The following is a 16767-nucleotide window of genomic DNA, read 5'->3' as shown; positions in this document are numbered from 1 at the left end:
TCGAGTTCGTCTTCCCATCCCAGCATGGTCAGCCCTCCAAGAGCCGACCACCCATGAATCATTGAAAAATTGATTCGGGAATCCTATAAAACGCGCCAAAATCAACAATCTGCCAAAGTAGTGCTAGTTCAGTGTCGTTGGTGCTGGGGCTTTTTTCCGGGAGGATGACTATGACCAGAAGCATCCTTGTCAGCCTTGCTATCCTCGCGCTCTCCACTTCCGCCACTTTGGCCGCGCAACGGACTCATCATACCCGCGCGGTGAAGCCAAGCGCATCTGCCGCCGCGATGAACCCAACCCCATATGCCCGTCCGAACCCAAACGCCGCATTTGCGCGCATGGGTCCATCTCCGGTCTGGCAGGGCGGTGTGAGCAGCAAGGATCATGCCTTGTATCTAAAGAATCTCCACGACTCCGGGTACAATCCAAAGAACGATTACGCCAACGGGCTCCTGAAGACGCAATAGCGCCCAGTCTCTCGCCGTGGTCACTGCTGCCTCCAGGCCGAGACCACGTCGCGGCCGCGCATGATGACGACGGCCAGAATGCCGAACTGTCATTCGGCCTGCAATATTCTTGGTGCAGCTCCGCTTTATTCTGCGCCCGTGACACCGTGCTCTAGAAGAAAGCAGCGGATCTGATTGATGATCGCGGTCCGCTGCTCGCCCACCAGGCGGTAGCGCACGTGCTGAAGATCGAGCTGCTCGGTACCAGCAACGCATGCGGGAGAAGGCCGCCGCTAACTCTGTCGAGCAAGCCGCATCCGAGATCTTCGAGTTGCAGAGGTCGTCAAACTCGATTTGCAACTTGACGCCCAAGGAAAAGTCGAGCGTATCGGGCCAAACTTCACCTCATTCAAGTTCGAGGGCTCCTAGCCTGAAGTAATTTCCCTGCATGGTCGGATCATCGACCACATATCGACCTTGGTGCTCGAGATATCGAACCGCGCCAACAGCGGCCGTACCGTCGCTGTTGGCCCATACCGCGAGGCATCCTGTGTGACGGAGCGTGAACGTCAGACAATCCCCAACCAAACAGCAAACGAGACGCCGACGTCAGCCGAGGCGATTCACTTCGTCAACAAGTCATCCCAAAGCGTTGGTGGCTCGGGAGCTCACCAAGGACCATACGGATATCCGTAATATGCAGGCGCATAGCCGCCATACCCGGGCACGGCATAGGCACCGCAATTGTAATATTCCCCGTAACCGGGCTCAGGGCAGCCACGATCATAATACCATGGCGCATACCCACCGTAGTATCCGTAGCCAGGTCCCCACGCGTATGCGGACGAAGCGAGACCACCGATCACGGCTCCCGCAATTAGTCCGCCGGCCAGAGCGGGGCCAAATCCGCCGCGCCAGCCGCCGCCGTGCCAACCCCCTCGTGCGAATCCACCATGGAAACCGGGGCCATGAAAACCACTGCCGCCGAACCCGCCGCGTGCAGAAGCCCCAGTACAGCCATCGCCCTCGCGCCGACGGGGGCGAACAAGATAAGAGCTTTTCTGATCATCGAAACCTCCCTGAGTTCAGGGGACACTTCAACGTAAACGCCATGAAAGAACACTTCGATCCAAAAGCCCGTGAACGTGCGTCGCGCGGATTCCCATCGCGATCGGGCTCGTGAGCGCTTTGGGCCCAGCTAACAATTTCATCAAGGATAGCGATTAAGTCAGCCGCGCTGCACTTTCTGACTCCGCGAAAGCCTGCCCGTTCCGGCAGGCGCGGACTTTTGTCGGATGCGTCACACAGTTCAGACGCATCATCAGTCCCGCGACTCGACGTCGGGAGGTGAGCAGCTGCGGCTCATCGTTCGTGATCAGCTTCGAGCGCCGTAGCGCCGCGCTGATCTTCATCGGCGCGGCCCGCGGCAAGAGCGGCGCAGACGTTCGGCCGGACTTTGGAGCGAACAGCTTCACGAGTCCAGCCGACACGGCACGTTGAGTCTGGCGATCCAGCCCCCTGTTGGAACGGCCGTCTTGGCGCGCTGTCCGCCGATGTAGTGTCTGGACGCCCATGCTCGTAACTGTCGCTCTGCTGCGCGTGTTGCACTTCTTGGATCGCATGAAGGTCCAGTGATGACTAACCACCTCGGCCCACATTGGATGAGGCGTTATCGAGCCACCGTCGCGTCGCTTCGTCGCTCCAGCCGGGAACCGCGAAGCCGCGCCGGCGGGGTGACGCCTGTGCTGGAAGGAGCGATCGGCGTTTGGCGAGAACGGGGATGATGCGCCGTTGCGGCGTTCGCAGAAAGGGTAATGCCAAGGGGGCTCATCCTCAGTCCGGTCCCGATCCGAAGGCGCGATCGAAAGCTGCGCGCTTCAGCCGCCGGTCCCTTGTTCCAGCATCATACGTGCGGCATCGAACCGTGCGGCGGATCGGATGAGGAGCCATCAATTGCCGTTAGCGGTCTGCGCTGTGAAAGGCCCTAGCGTGAACTTGATGCTTGGGACCCGGTTGGAAATTTGACCAAGCTGCCGCAGCCGAAAAGCTGGCGGAGCTCGATAAACAGAGAGGATTGCAGGTCCAAGGCTTGCAGGTGCATCGAGAGTTTGATTTCCGCTTCGCTAATGGGGCGCTCGTTCGTGCCGAACGCGTATATCCAGCACTAGTGGGGGCTCGGGTGCTTTGGGTGGACGGCAGGCCGTCAAACAATCGGCTCGAAGAAGGTATTCTTCGGGACATGGGCATAGACTTACAAATCGCCCTCAACACGGAAGAGGCGCTCAATCTGGCTCAGAAGTATGATTTTGATCTTGTCATAAGCAACCTTATCCGGGAGCACGATACGAGCGTTTCGTTAGATCGGTGCGGCGCGTTCTATTTTGCCTTCCCGAACGGAGAGCTGAGTCAGAAGTTTGCAGGCCGGTCGGAACTGGCCGAGTTCGTTCGTCTTGAATCCAGGCCTGCCCCAAAGGAGTTCTGCGTATCATGGCCCCGCGCGCCAACTGGAAAGGCTTCCTGCGTCTGTCCATTACGATGGGCTTCCTGCCCTCCGGATCGAGTTGTTAACGGGATAGGTCAAGCATTCATTTCGTCGTGGCCATTTTGCATCGGCCGTCTCGGATTACCGCCAACCAACACGGATCATCCATTGCACTTCAAGCATTCACGTCGTCATTCCGGCGAGATTCATCAGCATCCGGACTCCGGCAGCGACGATCGCCAGCGCGGTAACGCTGGCCATCCAGATCAGGACCAGCCAGCCGATGCGGCGTGCCCAGAGCCGATGGAAAGGAGAAGACCTCATCAGTGGTAACCTTCCCCGGCTCTCACCTTGCCCCTGAACACGTAGTAGGACCACGCGGTATAGGCGAGGATGAACGGGATGATAAACAATGCTCCTACAAGCGTGAAACCCATGCTCTGCGGCGGTGCCGCCGCGTCCCAGATAGAAACGGTCGGCGGAATGATGTTGGGCCAGAGGCTGATGGCGAGGCCGGTATAGCCAAGGAATAGCAATAGCAGAGCGAGCACGAAGGGCGCGGCGTGGCTATCGCCGCCAAGTGTCTTCAAGAGCGCCCACGTGGCAAGCAGCACAAGCACTGGCACCGGCGCGAAGAAGAGGAGGTTGGGCAGCGAGAACCAGCGGCCCGCCACCTCGGCGTGCGCGTAGGGTGTCCAAAGGCTGACGATCGCGATTGCTACCAGCAATGCGATCGTGATTGGCTGGCCGAGCTTCCGCATCCGCTGCTGGAGTGCCCCTTCCGTCTTCATAACCAGCCAGGTCGTCCCCAGTAGGGCATAGGCAACCAGGAGACCGACGCCGGCGAACAGGCTAAAGGGCGTTAGCCAATCGAACAGCCCGCCCGCGTAGGCGCGTTCCCGCACCTCGAAGCCGTTGATGAAAGCGCCGAGCGCTACACCTTGCGAGACGGTCGCAATATAGGAGCCCCAGGCGAAGGCCTTGTCCCAGAAGGGCCTATGCGCCTCGTCTGCCTTGAAACGAAACTCGAAGGCGACGCCGCGCCAGATGAGGCCGGCCAGCATAAAGATCAGTGGCAGATAGAGCGCGCTCAGGATGACCGAGTAGGCCAGCGGAAAGACCGCAAGCAGCGCGGCGCCTCCAAACGCCAACCACGTTTCGTTGCCGTCCCAAACGGGAGCCACGGTGTTCACCATCGTGTCTCGGTCCTCGCGCGTGCTCACGAAGGGAAAGAGGATGCCGATTCCGAGGTCGAAGCCATCCATGATGACATACATCATCAGGCCGAAACCGATGATGATGGCCCAGAGGAGAGGAAGGTCGATACCCATGGACTAGCCTCTTAACCGATTGCCGGATTGACGTCGTCCGGTGCTGCGGAGAGCGGCCGCGCCGGACGCAGCGCCTGGCCGCGATTGCGCGCGCTCTCTTCCTTATCCTCCGTGCGTGGTCCCTTGGCGACGAGCTTCAGCATGTAGCGAATGCCAGTGCCGAACACGGCGCAATACATGACGATGAACAGGATCAACGTGCTCGACAGAGCGAGTGCCGAATGGTTCGAGACCGCGTGCTCGGTACGCATCACGCCATAGACGACCCAGGGCTGGCGGCCGATCTCGGTGGTCAACCAGCCGGCGAGAATGGCGATCAGCCCGCTCGGCCCCATTAGCGTCGCAAAACGCAGGAAAGCGCGCGAGTCGTAGAGGAGCGCGCGCCAGCGGAGCCATGCTCCCCAAAGGCCGAGCGCAAACATCAGAAAGCCAAGTCCGACCATAATCCGGAAGGACCAGAATACGATTGTTGAGTTCGGCCGATCTTGGGGCGCAAATTCGCTGAGCCCGGGAAACTGGCCGTCTGGGCGGTGGGTGAGGATTAGGCTGCCGAGGTGCCGGATCTCGATGGCATAGCGTGTGGTCTCTGCGGCCATATCGGGCCAGCCGAACAGAATCAGCGGGATACCTTGCCCGGACTCGTTGGACCAGTGACCCTCTACCGCGGCGATCTTCGCGGGCTGATGTTCGAGCGTGTTGAGGCCGTGCGCATCGCCGACGGCGATCTGGGTTGGCGCGACCACTAGCACCATCCACATGGCCATCGAGAGCATGGTGCGCGCGGCGGGTGTTGCGGGCCCACGTAGGAGATGATACGCGCCGGAAGCGCCGACGAACAGGGCCGTCGCCAGATAGGCCGCGATGGTCATATGCGCGAGGCGGTAGGGGAACGAGGGGTTGAAAATCACCCTCAGCCAATCGACGGGGACGACACGGCCGTCGATGATCTCGAAACCTTGCGGCGTTTGCATCCAACTATTTGAGGCAAGGATCCAGGTCGCCGAGATGAGGGTGCCGATTGCCACCATCACGGTCGCAAAGAAATGCAAGCCGGGTCCAACCTTGTTCCAGCCGAATAGCATGACGCCGAGAAAGCCGGCCTCGAGGAAGAAGGCGGTCAACACCTCATAGGCGAGCAGTGGCCCCGTGATGCTTCCAGCGAAAGCGGAAAAATAGCTCCAGTTGGTGCCGAACTGGTAGGCCATGACGAGGCCAGAGACGACGCCCATCGCGAAGTTGACGGCAAAGATCTTGGACCAGAAATGGTAGAGGTCGCGATAAACCACCTCTTTTTTCCATAGCCACAGGCCTTCGAGCACCGCGAGATAACTGGCGAGCCCGATCGTGATCGCCGGAAAGATAATGTGAAACGAAATGGTGAATCCGAACTGGATACGGGCGAGCTCGAGCGCCGTTAATCCGAACATAGCGCGTCCTCATTCGGCTCCGTCATGACATTCAGCTCCTGGACGACCAACAATGGCGGTTGTCCCTTGAACGGGACTGCAGGCTTCGGTCGCGTGTCGATCGAAAGCCTGAATACGTCGGGGCGGCAACATTCAAATCGAACTTGCCGCGGGCGACTCCGAAACCTCGTCGAACTGACGCTCTCCATGTGGGAGTACCCGACCGCCGCTTCGGTTATTGTCCGGTGGTCCAGCGCGAGCGCGACGACTACGGACGAACGCGTTCTCGTTCTGCTGAGCGGCGGTCCTGGCGAATTCAGAAATCCCCTCCATAGACTGCCGTTTATCCTTCGGAAGCTTCGCCCATTGGCGAATGATCTTCCGGCGGGCTTCGCGTTGCTTTTCCCTTACGTCAGGCATCGGGACGCTCCTTGAAGAGGATTTTTCCAGTCGACCTAGTATTGTTTGGGCTCACTAGAACTTCAACGTCCAATCAAGAACTCTTAGCCCCTCTGATCGTGCAGCGCTATACACGGGAGCGACTCTCATATTGGCTTTGTAGGCCCGCCGCCGTAGAATTTCAGCGATCGCAGGATGAGCAAAATGCGGTACGTTTGCGACGCGCCGAAGGGTAAGACCTGGTTCCGTATTGAGACGGAAGGTGAAGCGGCGCATGAGTCGCGCCTGATGGGCCACACAGTCGAGAAATATTTCCGCAACGAGCGAGAGAAGGCAGTCCAGTCCTGGCGTCCGGAGCGGCCGGACGCGATCGAGCGCGACATCGGCCTCGAGGCCTATGTACAGCGAGAGATGCCGGTTTTCCTCACGCTGCGCGACAGGGAGGGCAATGCCCTGGCTACAGCGATGCTGCCACCGGCTGGCAAGGATCGCGGCGGATTTCGGATCATCATCGTTGCCGCATCCAATGCCGATCCTTATCCCGAGCAGGACGCGGCCATCGCTGCGCTGGGAGCGCATTTCGGCCTCACACTCGATCGCCACCGCTGCTTCCCTTACGGCCGCTAAGAAGCCCGACAAGTATCGCCGCTTGATTAGAGCGATGTCGGCTTGGCCCGTTGGCGACCTCGCGCTTGGACGAAATGTCTGCTTCGCGCCGCGAACGGTCAAGCCTTCGATAATCGAACGCTACCGAAAAGCGTTCGATCGGTTGCGGCGATTTGGTGAAGTGCGAAGTGCCCTACTCCTTGGGGACGAACGTTGTTGCATGGTTGGGCTGGTCTAATTTGTAGCTCGTCACCGTAGTTACTCACGCGAACCTGGAGCGGACTGTCAAATATTGCAAACGGTCCAATGTCTTGGCTATTCCGGTTTGGAGGAGCGGTGACCCATCGATTGGCCACGACGCATTGCCGCGGCACAATCTTCAAGTTGCGGCAAATCTCTGAGGCGGGCCGGTACACACTTGTCGCTACAGATTGGGCCTCTCTCGATCGCTTTAGTTAGCTAGACCATGCCCACTTCGCGCCGTCGCGAACGTCCGCTTTGCGCCAAAAACCCGAAAACTACCTAGCGGCACGGACGCCGTCACTCGTGCGAGCGCCCATGCCCTGTCGATCATATGCGCCACGCTTGGAGCCCTGCTCTCATTGGCTTTCACAAGATCTTTCTTGATCTCCCGCGTTCAACGCGAGCAGATTTGTCTCGGACGCAATATCGTCTATCACTCCTATGATCTTTCCGATTTCCTTGGCGGAGAACTCTATTGCACTCATGGCGGCTACCGCCTGACGGACAATCTCTACCGTCCGAGATCCACGCCAGCTGATCTCTGTGCCGAAGTAGGATTGCGCCGATCGACACACCGATCGACGCAAGGTCAACGCAGCGGTTGCGCATCTAGCGGGTCGCGTCGGAAAGGACGGACCGCGTGCGTCTATGCCTTTGACCATATTGTTCATGGGGCAGAAGCGGCGCGATGACAACGTACACATGGCCACGCGGGCTCTGAACGGTCGATATGGACGACCGCGCGGAGACGGCGGATACTGGGCGGATCAGAGAGCCCTGAACAGGTCAGGAGGCGCGCCATGCTGAAGTCGATCGACCCCATTCTGAATGCTGATGTGCTCCATGCGTTACGGTCTATGGGGCATGGCGATGACCTCGTGCTCTGCGATACGAATTTCCCGGCCGACTCCGTCGCCCGACAAACCGCCCTCGGAAAGCTGCTCCGGATTGATAACGTCAGCGCGGGCCGCGCCGCGCGCGCGATCCTGTCGGTGCTACCGCTCGATTCCTTTGTCGACAGCCCGGCGCTGCGCATGGAGATCGTGGGGCAGCCGAACGAAATCCCGGCCGTACAGGTCGAGGTACAGAAGGAAATCGACGCCTCTGAAGGCCGGTCGCTGCCGCTGGCGTCGATTGAGCGGTTTGCCTTCTACGAACTTGCGAAGAAGTCGTACTGCGTGATCCAGACCGGAGAACGGCGCTTCTATGGCTGCTTTATCTTCAAGAAAGGCGTGATCCCGCCTGATGCGACCTAGGCCACCAAGGCATCGCGGCGGCACGGGCCACGCTAGGCATTCGGCGGAAATATGACGGCGACGCTACATCCCTCGCCGGAGCCAGCTCACGTATGATTGCCTACCGCGGCGCAAGAACGCAGGCATCGTTGCATTGCATATGGTCGATCACGCCCGCTTTGCGCGGATTCGTTGACTTTGATCGGTGCCGTTGCATACTCGACGCGGCTTCTCGCACCACGGCCCGCGACTAGAATTTCGGCGAACGTCACTTCTCCGTGGTGCTTAGGCGGCCCACTCTGACCTGACTAAGGCTTTATCATTAGCAGCGTCGAAAAACGGGAGGATTTCGTGGTGAAGCAGCAAGAGCATGATCAGCATCCCGCAATGCACCCGAGCCGGCGCACGGTGCTCAAGAGCGCGGCTGGAGCCGCCGCACTTGGCACGAGCGGCGCGCTTGGCACCTTCTCCGAGCTTGTATTCGCGCAAACCAATTTGCGCGCCGAGATCACGAAGATTCCAGGCATCGGCAAGGGTGCTCCGACCGACGCCGACTGGCAAAAGGTCGGTGAGCTCTGCCTTGGCCCGACCAAGGCCAGCATCAAGGAGGGCGAGTTCAAAGGCATCGACCTCTCCTTCATGGGGCTGAACAATCAGAATCTGCATAACCTGTTGTTTCGCGGCTTCCTGAAGCCGTGGGAGGCCTATACGGGCGCAAAGATTTCCTGGATCGATCTGGCACAGGCCGACTACAACCCACGCCTACAACAGGCGATCGCGACCAGCACGGTCGACTTCGACATCCTCGAGATGGGCGCTCCGTTCGAAGGTGATGTGTGTGGCAAGGGACTCGCCTCGGAGATGCCGGACTGGGTCAAGAAGCAGATCGATATCGATGACTACGTCGATTACCTGAAGCCGCCGGTCGGAACCTGGAACGGCAAGACATATCGCGTCACCATCGACGGCGATTGCCACAACTTCAACTATCGCACCGATATATTCTCCGACGCCACACTCGCCAAGGCATGGAAAGACGCCGGCAACACGAGCGAATGGGGGGTGCCGAAAACCTGGCAGCAGGTGCAGTCGGTCACGAAATTCCTCAACGGCAAGAAATTCAAAGGCCAGAACGTGTTCGGCTACCTCGACGCGCCAAAGCCCTGGGGCGGCTTCGGCTTCTATTTCCTGGCGAGCCGCGCCTCCGCCTATGCAAAACATCCCGACGACAAGGCGTGGTTGTTTGACGTCGACACGATGAAGCCGCGCATCAACAATCCGGCCTGGGTTCGCGCCATCCAGGACGTGATCGACGCACTGCCCTCGGAGCCTGCCGACCAACTCAACGCCGATCCGAACACCACCGGCTTCCAGCAGTTCCTTGCCGGCATCGGGTCGATGATCCCCTGGTGGGGAGACATCGGCCAGGTCGCGAAGGCGAGCGACACCTCGGTCGTCGGCGATGTCATCGGCTTCGACATCTTGCCGGGGTCGGACGACGTCTATAATTCCAAGACCGGCAAGTGGGACAAGCTCGCGAACGGCCCGAGCCATGCGCCGAACTGCGCCTATCTAGGCTGGGGCATCTATGTCATGGCCCGGGTCAATGGCGACGAGAAGAAGCACAAGGCGGCCTGGAGCGCGGCTGCGCATTTGGGAGGCAAGGACCTGTCGCTCTGGATGGTGATGTATCCCTCCGGATTCCAGGCGCATCGGACCAGCCACTTCCAGTTCGACGAGTGGGTCGCGGCGGGTTACGACAGGAAATACATCACCTCCTACCTGAATTCACAGCTCGGCTCCTATAACCATCCGAACCGCGCAGTCGAGCCGCGCATTCCCGGCATCTTCCAGTATTACAGCATCGCGGAGGACGAGTTGACCAAGATCTTCTCCGGCAGGGTCGACGCGCAGACCGGCGCCGATAACATCGCCGCCGCCTGGGAGAAGCTCACCGACCAGATCGGCCGCGAGCGGCAGATCGCGCTCTACAAGGCCTCTTTGGGCGCGTAGTCGTGTCATGACAATCGTTATTCCGGGGCGGTCGGACAGGACTAACCCCGGAATGACGGAGTGAGAAGGGCCGCATCGTCGCGGACAACTGCTTTTTTGGGTAACCGCGGATCCAGCAGAGTTCGATCTCGATGCAGATTCTTGTTAATACCCCGCCCCCGAAAGTGGCGCAGAAGCGCGCACCCGGCCGGCGGAAGGCGTTTGGCCGCGCGCTGACCGGGCTCGCCTCGCTTATCTTCCTGCTAGCGGTCGTCATTCAGATCCTACACGCGATCGGTACGATCACGACCGGATTTGCGAATTGGCGCCCAATCCTTGTCGTCTACCTGCTCTGGGCGATTGCGTTCGGCGCCGGACAGGTTTTGATGCGCGGTGAGCGCGGCCAGCGTGCGCTGTTCCTGCTACCTGCAGTCTTTTTCACCGTGGCGGTCGTGATCTTTCCGACGTTCTTCGGGCTCTACATCGCCGCTCTGGATTGGAATCTCTCCTCGATCGAGGGCCCGCGCTTCAGCGGGTTCGACAATCTCAGGAGCATGTTGACCGACACCTATTACTGGAATGCGCTCGGCAATATGGTCTTCTACGCCGCCGCGGTGCTCGGCGAATACGCGATTGCCTTTGCGCTCGCGCTGCTGCTGAGCGCTGAGATACGCGGGCGAAAATTCTTTCGCGTCGTGTTCTTGCTGCCGATGATGCTAAGTCCTGTCGCGGTGAGCTGGATGATCGGCAAGTCGCTCCTGGAATATCGCTTCGGCCCAGCGGCGACCCTGGCGCGCTATCTCGGCTGGGACAATCCTGCCTTCTTTGCGTCGTCCTGGATGGCACGCTTGACGATCCAGGCGATGGACGCCTGGGTTTCGATTCCCTTCATCATGATCATCCTGCTCGCGGGCCTTCAGGCCATGCCCAAGGAAGTGCAGGAGGCTGCCAAAGTTGACGGTGCGAATGGCTGGCAGTCGTTCTGGCACGTGACCTTTCCGATCATGCTACCGGTCAGCGTCACCGTCCTCATCATTCGCATCATCTTCAAGCTGAAGCTCGCTGACATTGTCATCAATGTTACAGCCGGCGGCCCAGGCGGGGCGACCGACACGGTGTCGAGCTTTATCTACCGCGTCTACCGCGACCGCTCGAACGTCGGATATGGCACGGCGCTCGCCATGGTTTATCTCGCCTTGATTATCGTGCTGTTGACCCTGATGCTGCGCCTGTCCAGACGCTGGACGCAGAGAGTCGCATAGGCAAGGAGCTGCGCGTGACTTTATTGATCGCATCCGACTCCGTCCGCAGACGTCTCGTCGCACCTCGGGTGCGTCGCACCTTCGGCCGCGCGGCGGTGTACGCTGCACTTCTGCTCTGGACCTTCATCTGCCTGTTCCCGATCTACTGGACCGTCACGACCTCGTTCAAATCGGCAGTCGACGTGACACAGGCCCATCTGATCCCCTGGCTGGACTTCCAGCCCGACTGGAAGGGGTGGCGCTCGCTCGGATTGTCGCCGGACACGCTGTTCGGGACGTCGACGGCGCGCTCGGAATTCGTCAACCGTTTCGTCAATAGCATCATCACCTCGGTTGGAGCATCGACGCTAGCGCTGATCTTCGGATCGCTGGCGGCCTACGGCCTCAGCCGCTTCCGCTACAAGTTCGCATGGATGCGCAATGACGACATCCTGTTCTTCTTCATGTCGCAACTGATACTACCGCCAGTCGTGCTCGCGCTGCCGTTTCTCGTGCTCTACAAAGCCCTGGCACTGCTCGACACGAGTTTCGGCCTGATCCTGCTCTATACACTGACGGTGCTGCCGATCGTCATCTGGATCATGCGTGATCAGTTCAACTCGATCCCGATCGAGCTCGACGAAGCTGCGTTCGTAGACGGCCTCTCGACCTGGGGCGCGTTTCTGCGCATCATCCTGCCGTTGGCCTTTCCTGGTATGGCGGCGGCTTTCATTCTCTCGCTGGTGTTGTGCTGGAACGAGTATTTCTTCGCGGCGCTGCTCACCAGCACCGATGCCAAAACTCTGCCCGTGATGGTCGCGAGCCAGACCGGTTCGCAAGGCATCAACTGGTGGTCGATGGCGGCACTGTCGACGGCTGCAATCGCGCCCCTCGTCCTGATCGGCATCTTCCTGGAGCGCTACATCGTCAGCGGGCTGACGACCGGCGCCGGCAAATAGGCGACGACCGACCTGCTTACACGGGCACAGACGCGCCTCAACCACGGAAAGCGTGCGCATCGGCAACTTCAGTCATATTGGGAGCCCGAGATGACGATGCTCAGACCATCACTGATAGTGCAAATTCGCAAGGCGCAACCATAGATGCGGACGTCAGTCGCAACCCGCGCATGAGCACGCGGCGGCAGGCGCGGTTAGCTCAGGAGGCAGGCAAGGAAATGAACATTGAGTGACAGTGCGTCTTCGCAGGTTTGATTTTTCATTCGGCAAGGAGGTTAGGATTAGATGGTTACGATCGACAACGTAGCGGGCCAGGAAGCGCCCGTCGCCTTTGCGGAGCCGAAATGTCAAACGCGGATGGTCGAGGCTGGGTGGCTGACCAAAGCAGGCCAGCACTACGTGCCGACTCCAGAAGCGCAGCGGTTAACTCGGTAGCGTGCTTCTCGAAGGCTCCAGGTCCTCGCTCAAGTCGCCTTTGCAATGGCAGGAAGCGTCACCACGACCGCGGCGGGGCTCCCTTGCCGCGCCAACCTATTTGGACCGCAATCGTCGCTCGACCCTCTTGCGGCTGCTGCCGACCTTCTTGACCGCCTTCTTCACGCCCGACGCCGATCGGCGCGCCTTCTCGTCGCTTCGTACCGCACCTCATAATCCTGTCCGCCCGCCACGCGGGCACGATCCAGCTTGCGCCCGCGGGACGATTGTTTCTTTGCTTTCTTGGCCATGTGTTGCTGAACCTCCGTTCGCTCGCGAAAACGAACGACGAGTCACGAGGTTCCACAATCGTCAGAGATCCCGCGGGGTCAGTGGCGTTGCTCGGATGTTCGGGTACCATGTTCGAGCCCCGGCGGCGGAAACTGCTGAAGTGGATAGATGCCTCCAAGGAGACGTAGATGGGCCGGCTGGATAAGCACATGGGTTCCTTCCACAGTGCCGCTGATTCGACTACGGACGATCGCGTCCCCGAGGATCTAGAACTTGAGCAAGGCGACACGGCGTCGGCAGTTGATCCGGGCCGAGAGGAAGGCGCCTTGTCACCCGCACATTTTGGGTCGGGCCGGGCGGCGGCCGGCGTCACGGGCTCTACAGGTTGGAGGGACCGAGCACGCCGCATCTGGCGGAGCCATCTTCAGCGCGATGAACTCCCTCGGACGGCAGGAGGGTCGACGAGAAACCTTGAGCGTTGGTTGATCGCAGGGCTGAGCGTCGGGGTTGTCGTGAGCTGCGTTTGCGCGATCATCGTCTTCAGGCAGGTCAACTCGCTCAAATTGGAGATCGCAGCACTTCAACATGACATCATCGCGCTCAAGCTAGGCGTAGCCAGAGTCGATCAGATCGCAAGCGCTAATGAGAGACGTGACAAGGCAAGCAGCGAAACGCCCAAGCGGTCGTCAGAGACGCATCCCGACCAGGCTCCGCTGATCCTGTCACGTGAAGAGGTTCAGCTTGTCCGCGACTATATTAAACCTGCGCCAGTTGCGGGCGTCGCGACTGACACAACCAAGGTCGGCGATCCAGTTTCGGGGGAAACTGTCGCCTTTCCGTCTCCGATCACGGAGAAGGTGCGAAAATTGCTTGGCGCGCGATTTACCATTCGCAATGGCATCATTGTCATCATCCGCAGCGGCAGTCGTCACGCTGATGCTGTGATTGGGCCGAATTGACGAGAACTGGCGTGGTCACAGTATCAGCGCGACTTATGGCTGGTTGTTTGGCGGCCTTTCAATGAAGCGCCGGCTGCCATTGAGAAGTTCAAGGTTATTGGCGATAACCGGGTTGCCTGAATCGAGCGAATAAGGCCTTCTCGAACTTCTGTCGCGCCGCACTGAGATTGCCGCGCAGCATGTACCGGTTGTCTGCTCAGGCCCGAACTGCGGCGCAAAGTAGGACACGGTCGCGCGACGGGTGCAGATACGGCTAAGATCAAGGCGACGTCCTTCGCCAACACTCCCGTTGGTGAGCGAAACTCGCCGCAAAGCAGTCTGTCGCAGCGGCGGTTAAGGGTGTTGGATGCGGCCTGTTGAGGGCATGGCGAACCCAGCCCACGCAACCGTCGCTCCTTGTACATTGCGAACCTCCCAGCCTGTTGCTCACCGGCGCAAATTGAGACGCACAAAAAGTCTACTCTCGTCCACGACGAGGCATCTCCGAAATTCTTTGGAGCAGCGTGGGATGGCCGAGAGTTGCGCGCAACTCCGACTTATCGAGCCAGGCGGCGGTGTCCTCGAAACTTTCGCATTCCGCGACCATAGCCAATGCGGTCGCAAGAGCTACGTCAACGGGCCCGAATCTCGCATGCCTCGCTGGCGACCCTCAGCGTCCCGGGCATCCGCCCGCCGGGGCTGTTTCGTTTGGCGGCACTTAGGCGCTGGAACTTCTCGTTGAGATCCATTCAGAATGACCGGCGCAGCGATGGCCATTGCAGCCCGCAACCTTATCCCGCTTTAGGCTACTCGCTTGCCGCTTGCGATCCGCTCCCCACCTGGGCCGGCGACGACGCGGTCGCGTCCCTCGTGCTTGGCCGTGTAAAGCGCTATGTCCGCCGCCCTGACAAGATCGTGCCGCACGTAGTCTTCGCCAGGGAACATGCACGCCAGTCCAATGCTGACCGTCGGCAGTTCGCCCTGTGTTTGTCGCAGGACCCTCAGCTTCTCGCGGATCTGACGCGCAACTTCGGATGCGCCGGTCTTGCTGACGCCGGGCAGCAGCACCGAGAACTCTTCGCCGCCATAGCGGGCACCAAGATCGGATGTGCGTTTGGTGCTGCTCGCAATACATTGCGCCACCGTTGCAAGCACGGCATCGCCAGCCTGGTGTCCATATCTGTCGTTGTATGCCTTGAAGTGATCGACATCAATCATCAGCAGCGAGACAGGCGCACGAGAGCGCGTGGCCCGGCGCCACTCGATCGCCAGAGCATGATCAAAGCGGCGTCGGTTGCCGAGCCCCGTCAGGGCGTCGGTTGTGGCCAGAACCGCGAGCTGGTTTTCCGCGGCAGCGCGGCGTTTCAGCGCCGCCAGCAGATAAAACATCAGAGCGATCGAGAATGCGACAAGCGCAGCCACCACAAGGCCGATCCACCACAGCTGTTGCCACCAATCCGCATAGATACTGTTGAGCGCGACGCCTTCCGCCAGCACCAAGGGATGCCTGCCGACCTGCTGAAAGACGTAGAGGCGGCTGATCTGGTCAACAATGGACTTGGTCGTATAAAAGCCGGAGCTGTGCGCAGGGAAATATTTGAAGGTCTGGGCGTCCTTGATGTTTTGCCCGATCTTGGTGATGTCGAAGGGCGCACGCATCAGGATCGTTCCGTCGCTGTTGAACAGCGTCATCGCATCCTGGGCGCCGAAATTCAGCTTGCTGAATAAACCGTGGAAATAGCTCAGCCGCATGCTTCCGGCGACAACGCCGTCGAAGGAGCCGTCGCGGCCCCTGATGCGCCGGCTCAGGCTAATGAGGTATTCGCCGTCAAACGTGACCCACGGTGCACTGATGTACAGCCCTGCGTCCGACCGTGTCTGATGCACCTGGAAGAAATCACGATCGGCAAAATTCGCTGGACGCAGGGTGAGAGTTCGAGAGTCCAGCCTGACATTGCCCGCCGCATCCAGAACCAGAATGGAACCCAAATCCTTTGCCGTAGCGGCCCGGTCGAACAGGACGACCTGCCGGAGTTCAGGACTGACGCGGTTGATCTCAGGCAGCTTCACGCCGTCGGCGGCAGCCTGTAAGGACAGATCATACAGCTCGATGTTTCGGTCAATCTCGCTCGCGATGCTGGCCACGAGATTGGTGGCGGCCTCTTTCGCGTGCTCAAGATCCTTTCGCGCCATCTCCCAGAGAATGGCCGCGCAGATGCCGGAAAAGCCCAGAATGAGACCGACGCCAAGCGCCACTAGCCGTTTGGCCGGGACCGTCCTCGGCTTTGTCACAAGCCCATACATTCGCTTCGCTTCCCGTAGTCCTTGCCCCAACGATGCTCCTCTCATAGGGCAACCGGCTTGAGGAAATGGGCTCGAAGCGGACGTAATTTGTGATTTCGAGGCAAGGATTCGTTAACCGAGGGGACACCGCTCCGCGATCTGCATGAAGTCTTTGCACGACGCCTATCGTGGTCCCCACCTCAATCATCATCAGCCATGCCGGTGACGACAGATGAAGAGCGCGATGTCTGGATGCGTGCATCATGGGACGAGGCGAAGGCGCTGCAACGGCCGTTGCCGAATGATGCACTCCCATACTATCGGCGGCCTTCATTGCGCGGCCATTGTACCGGACATCGGAACCCAGCGCTCGCCGTCGAAACGCTGCGGGCGCAGCGACGTGATCAGGCGATAATCATCCGGGCTGGTATTGACGGTGATGCCCGGGATCAGGCCCGGCAGCGCCACGTTCTTCAGCGCAGTGGCCTGCTTCATGATGTC

The 16767-nt window shown here is 59.8% G+C and carries 12 protein-coding genes and 2 pseudogenes; 7 read left to right on the top strand and 7 right to left on the bottom strand.

Annotation, left to right across the window (positions count from 1 at the left end; genetic code table 11):
- Positions 1-170 precede the first annotated feature (170 nt).
- Positions 171-467 carry a hypothetical protein gene (locus EAV90_RS37550; RefSeq protein ID WP_129146302.1) on the top strand — a complete coding sequence of 99 codons (297 nt, stop codon included), beginning with the start codon at positions 171-173 and terminating at the stop codon, positions 465-467.
- Between the two features lie 856 nt (positions 468-1323).
- Here the strand turns inward: EAV90_RS37550 and EAV90_RS37540 are convergent.
- From EAV90_RS37540 to EAV90_RS37520, 4 genes are all read right to left on the bottom strand, one after another.
- The gene (locus EAV90_RS37540; RefSeq protein WP_129146301.1) at positions 1324-1515 is read right to left on the bottom strand and encodes a hypothetical protein; all 192 of its coding nucleotides are present in this window, start codon (positions 1513-1515) and stop codon (positions 1324-1326) included.
- A 1596-nt stretch (positions 1516-3111) separates the two neighbouring features.
- Entirely contained in the window at positions 3112-3252 is a 141-nt protein-coding gene (locus tag EAV90_RS37530) for a DUF2474 domain-containing protein (RefSeq protein WP_129146300.1), read from the bottom strand.
- Positions 3252-4259: a cytochrome d ubiquinol oxidase subunit II gene (gene cydB / locus EAV90_RS37525; protein ID WP_129146299.1), complete on the bottom strand. Its 1008-nt coding sequence runs from the start codon at positions 4257-4259 to the stop codon at positions 3252-3254. The genes EAV90_RS37530 and cydB overlap by 1 nt, the downstream gene beginning before the upstream one ends.
- An 11-nt stretch (positions 4260-4270) precedes the next feature.
- Positions 4271-5686 (bottom strand): cytochrome ubiquinol oxidase subunit I, encoded by a 1416-nt coding sequence (locus EAV90_RS37520; RefSeq protein ID WP_129146298.1) that lies wholly within the window; start codon positions 5684-5686, stop codon positions 4271-4273.
- Between the two features lie 582 nt (positions 5687-6268).
- Between EAV90_RS37520 and EAV90_RS37510 the strand changes: the two genes are divergently transcribed.
- Complete coding sequence (locus tag EAV90_RS37510) at positions 6269-6691, top strand: hypothetical protein (protein ID WP_129146297.1); 423 nt, start codon at positions 6269-6271, stop codon at positions 6689-6691.
- Between the two features lie 608 nt (positions 6692-7299).
- Here the strand turns inward: EAV90_RS37510 and EAV90_RS41035 are convergent.
- Positions 7300-7428, bottom strand: a pseudogene (locus tag EAV90_RS41035) (methyl-accepting chemotaxis protein); the annotation flags it as partial.
- A gap of 285 nt (positions 7429-7713) precedes the next feature.
- Here EAV90_RS41035 and EAV90_RS37500 point away from each other — a divergent pair.
- From EAV90_RS37500 to EAV90_RS37485, 4 genes are all read left to right on the top strand, one after another.
- A complete protein-coding gene (locus EAV90_RS37500) occupies positions 7714-8169 on the top strand; it encodes an RbsD/FucU family protein (RefSeq protein ID WP_129146296.1) in 456 nt (151 codons plus the stop codon).
- A 366-nt stretch (positions 8170-8535) separates the two neighbouring features.
- A complete protein-coding gene (locus tag EAV90_RS37495) occupies positions 8536-10161 on the top strand; it encodes a type 2 periplasmic-binding domain-containing protein (RefSeq protein WP_129146304.1) in 1626 nt (541 codons plus the stop codon).
- A 131-nt stretch (positions 10162-10292) separates the two neighbouring features.
- Complete coding sequence (locus EAV90_RS37490; RefSeq protein ID WP_129146295.1) at positions 10293-11402, top strand: carbohydrate ABC transporter permease; 1110 nt, start codon at positions 10293-10295, stop codon at positions 11400-11402.
- A 68-nt stretch (positions 11403-11470) separates the two neighbouring features.
- Complete coding sequence (locus tag EAV90_RS37485; RefSeq protein ID WP_245509720.1) at positions 11471-12340, top strand: carbohydrate ABC transporter permease; 870 nt, start codon at positions 11471-11473, stop codon at positions 12338-12340.
- A gap of 531 nt (positions 12341-12871) precedes the next feature.
- Here EAV90_RS37485 and EAV90_RS37480 read toward each other — a convergent pair.
- Positions 12872-13065 (bottom strand): annotated as a pseudogene (locus tag EAV90_RS37480) (DUF3606 domain-containing protein).
- A gap of 168 nt (positions 13066-13233) precedes the next feature.
- On the opposite strand from EAV90_RS37480, the gene EAV90_RS37475 reads away from it, so the two are divergent.
- Complete coding sequence (locus EAV90_RS37475; protein ID WP_129146294.1) at positions 13234-14004, top strand: hypothetical protein; 771 nt, start codon at positions 13234-13236, stop codon at positions 14002-14004.
- Between the two features lie 780 nt (positions 14005-14784).
- On the opposite strand, the gene EAV90_RS37470 is transcribed toward EAV90_RS37475, so the two are convergent.
- Complete coding sequence (locus tag EAV90_RS37470; protein WP_129146293.1) at positions 14785-16287, bottom strand: sensor domain-containing diguanylate cyclase; 1503 nt, start codon at positions 16285-16287, stop codon at positions 14785-14787.
- Positions 16288-16767: the final 480 nt, after the last annotated feature.

It is taken from the genome of Bradyrhizobium vignae (assembly GCF_004114425.1).
GTDB classification, from domain to species: Bacteria; Pseudomonadota; Alphaproteobacteria; order Rhizobiales; family Xanthobacteraceae; genus Bradyrhizobium; species Bradyrhizobium vignae.
This window is presented reverse-complemented; position numbering and strand designations above follow the sequence as displayed.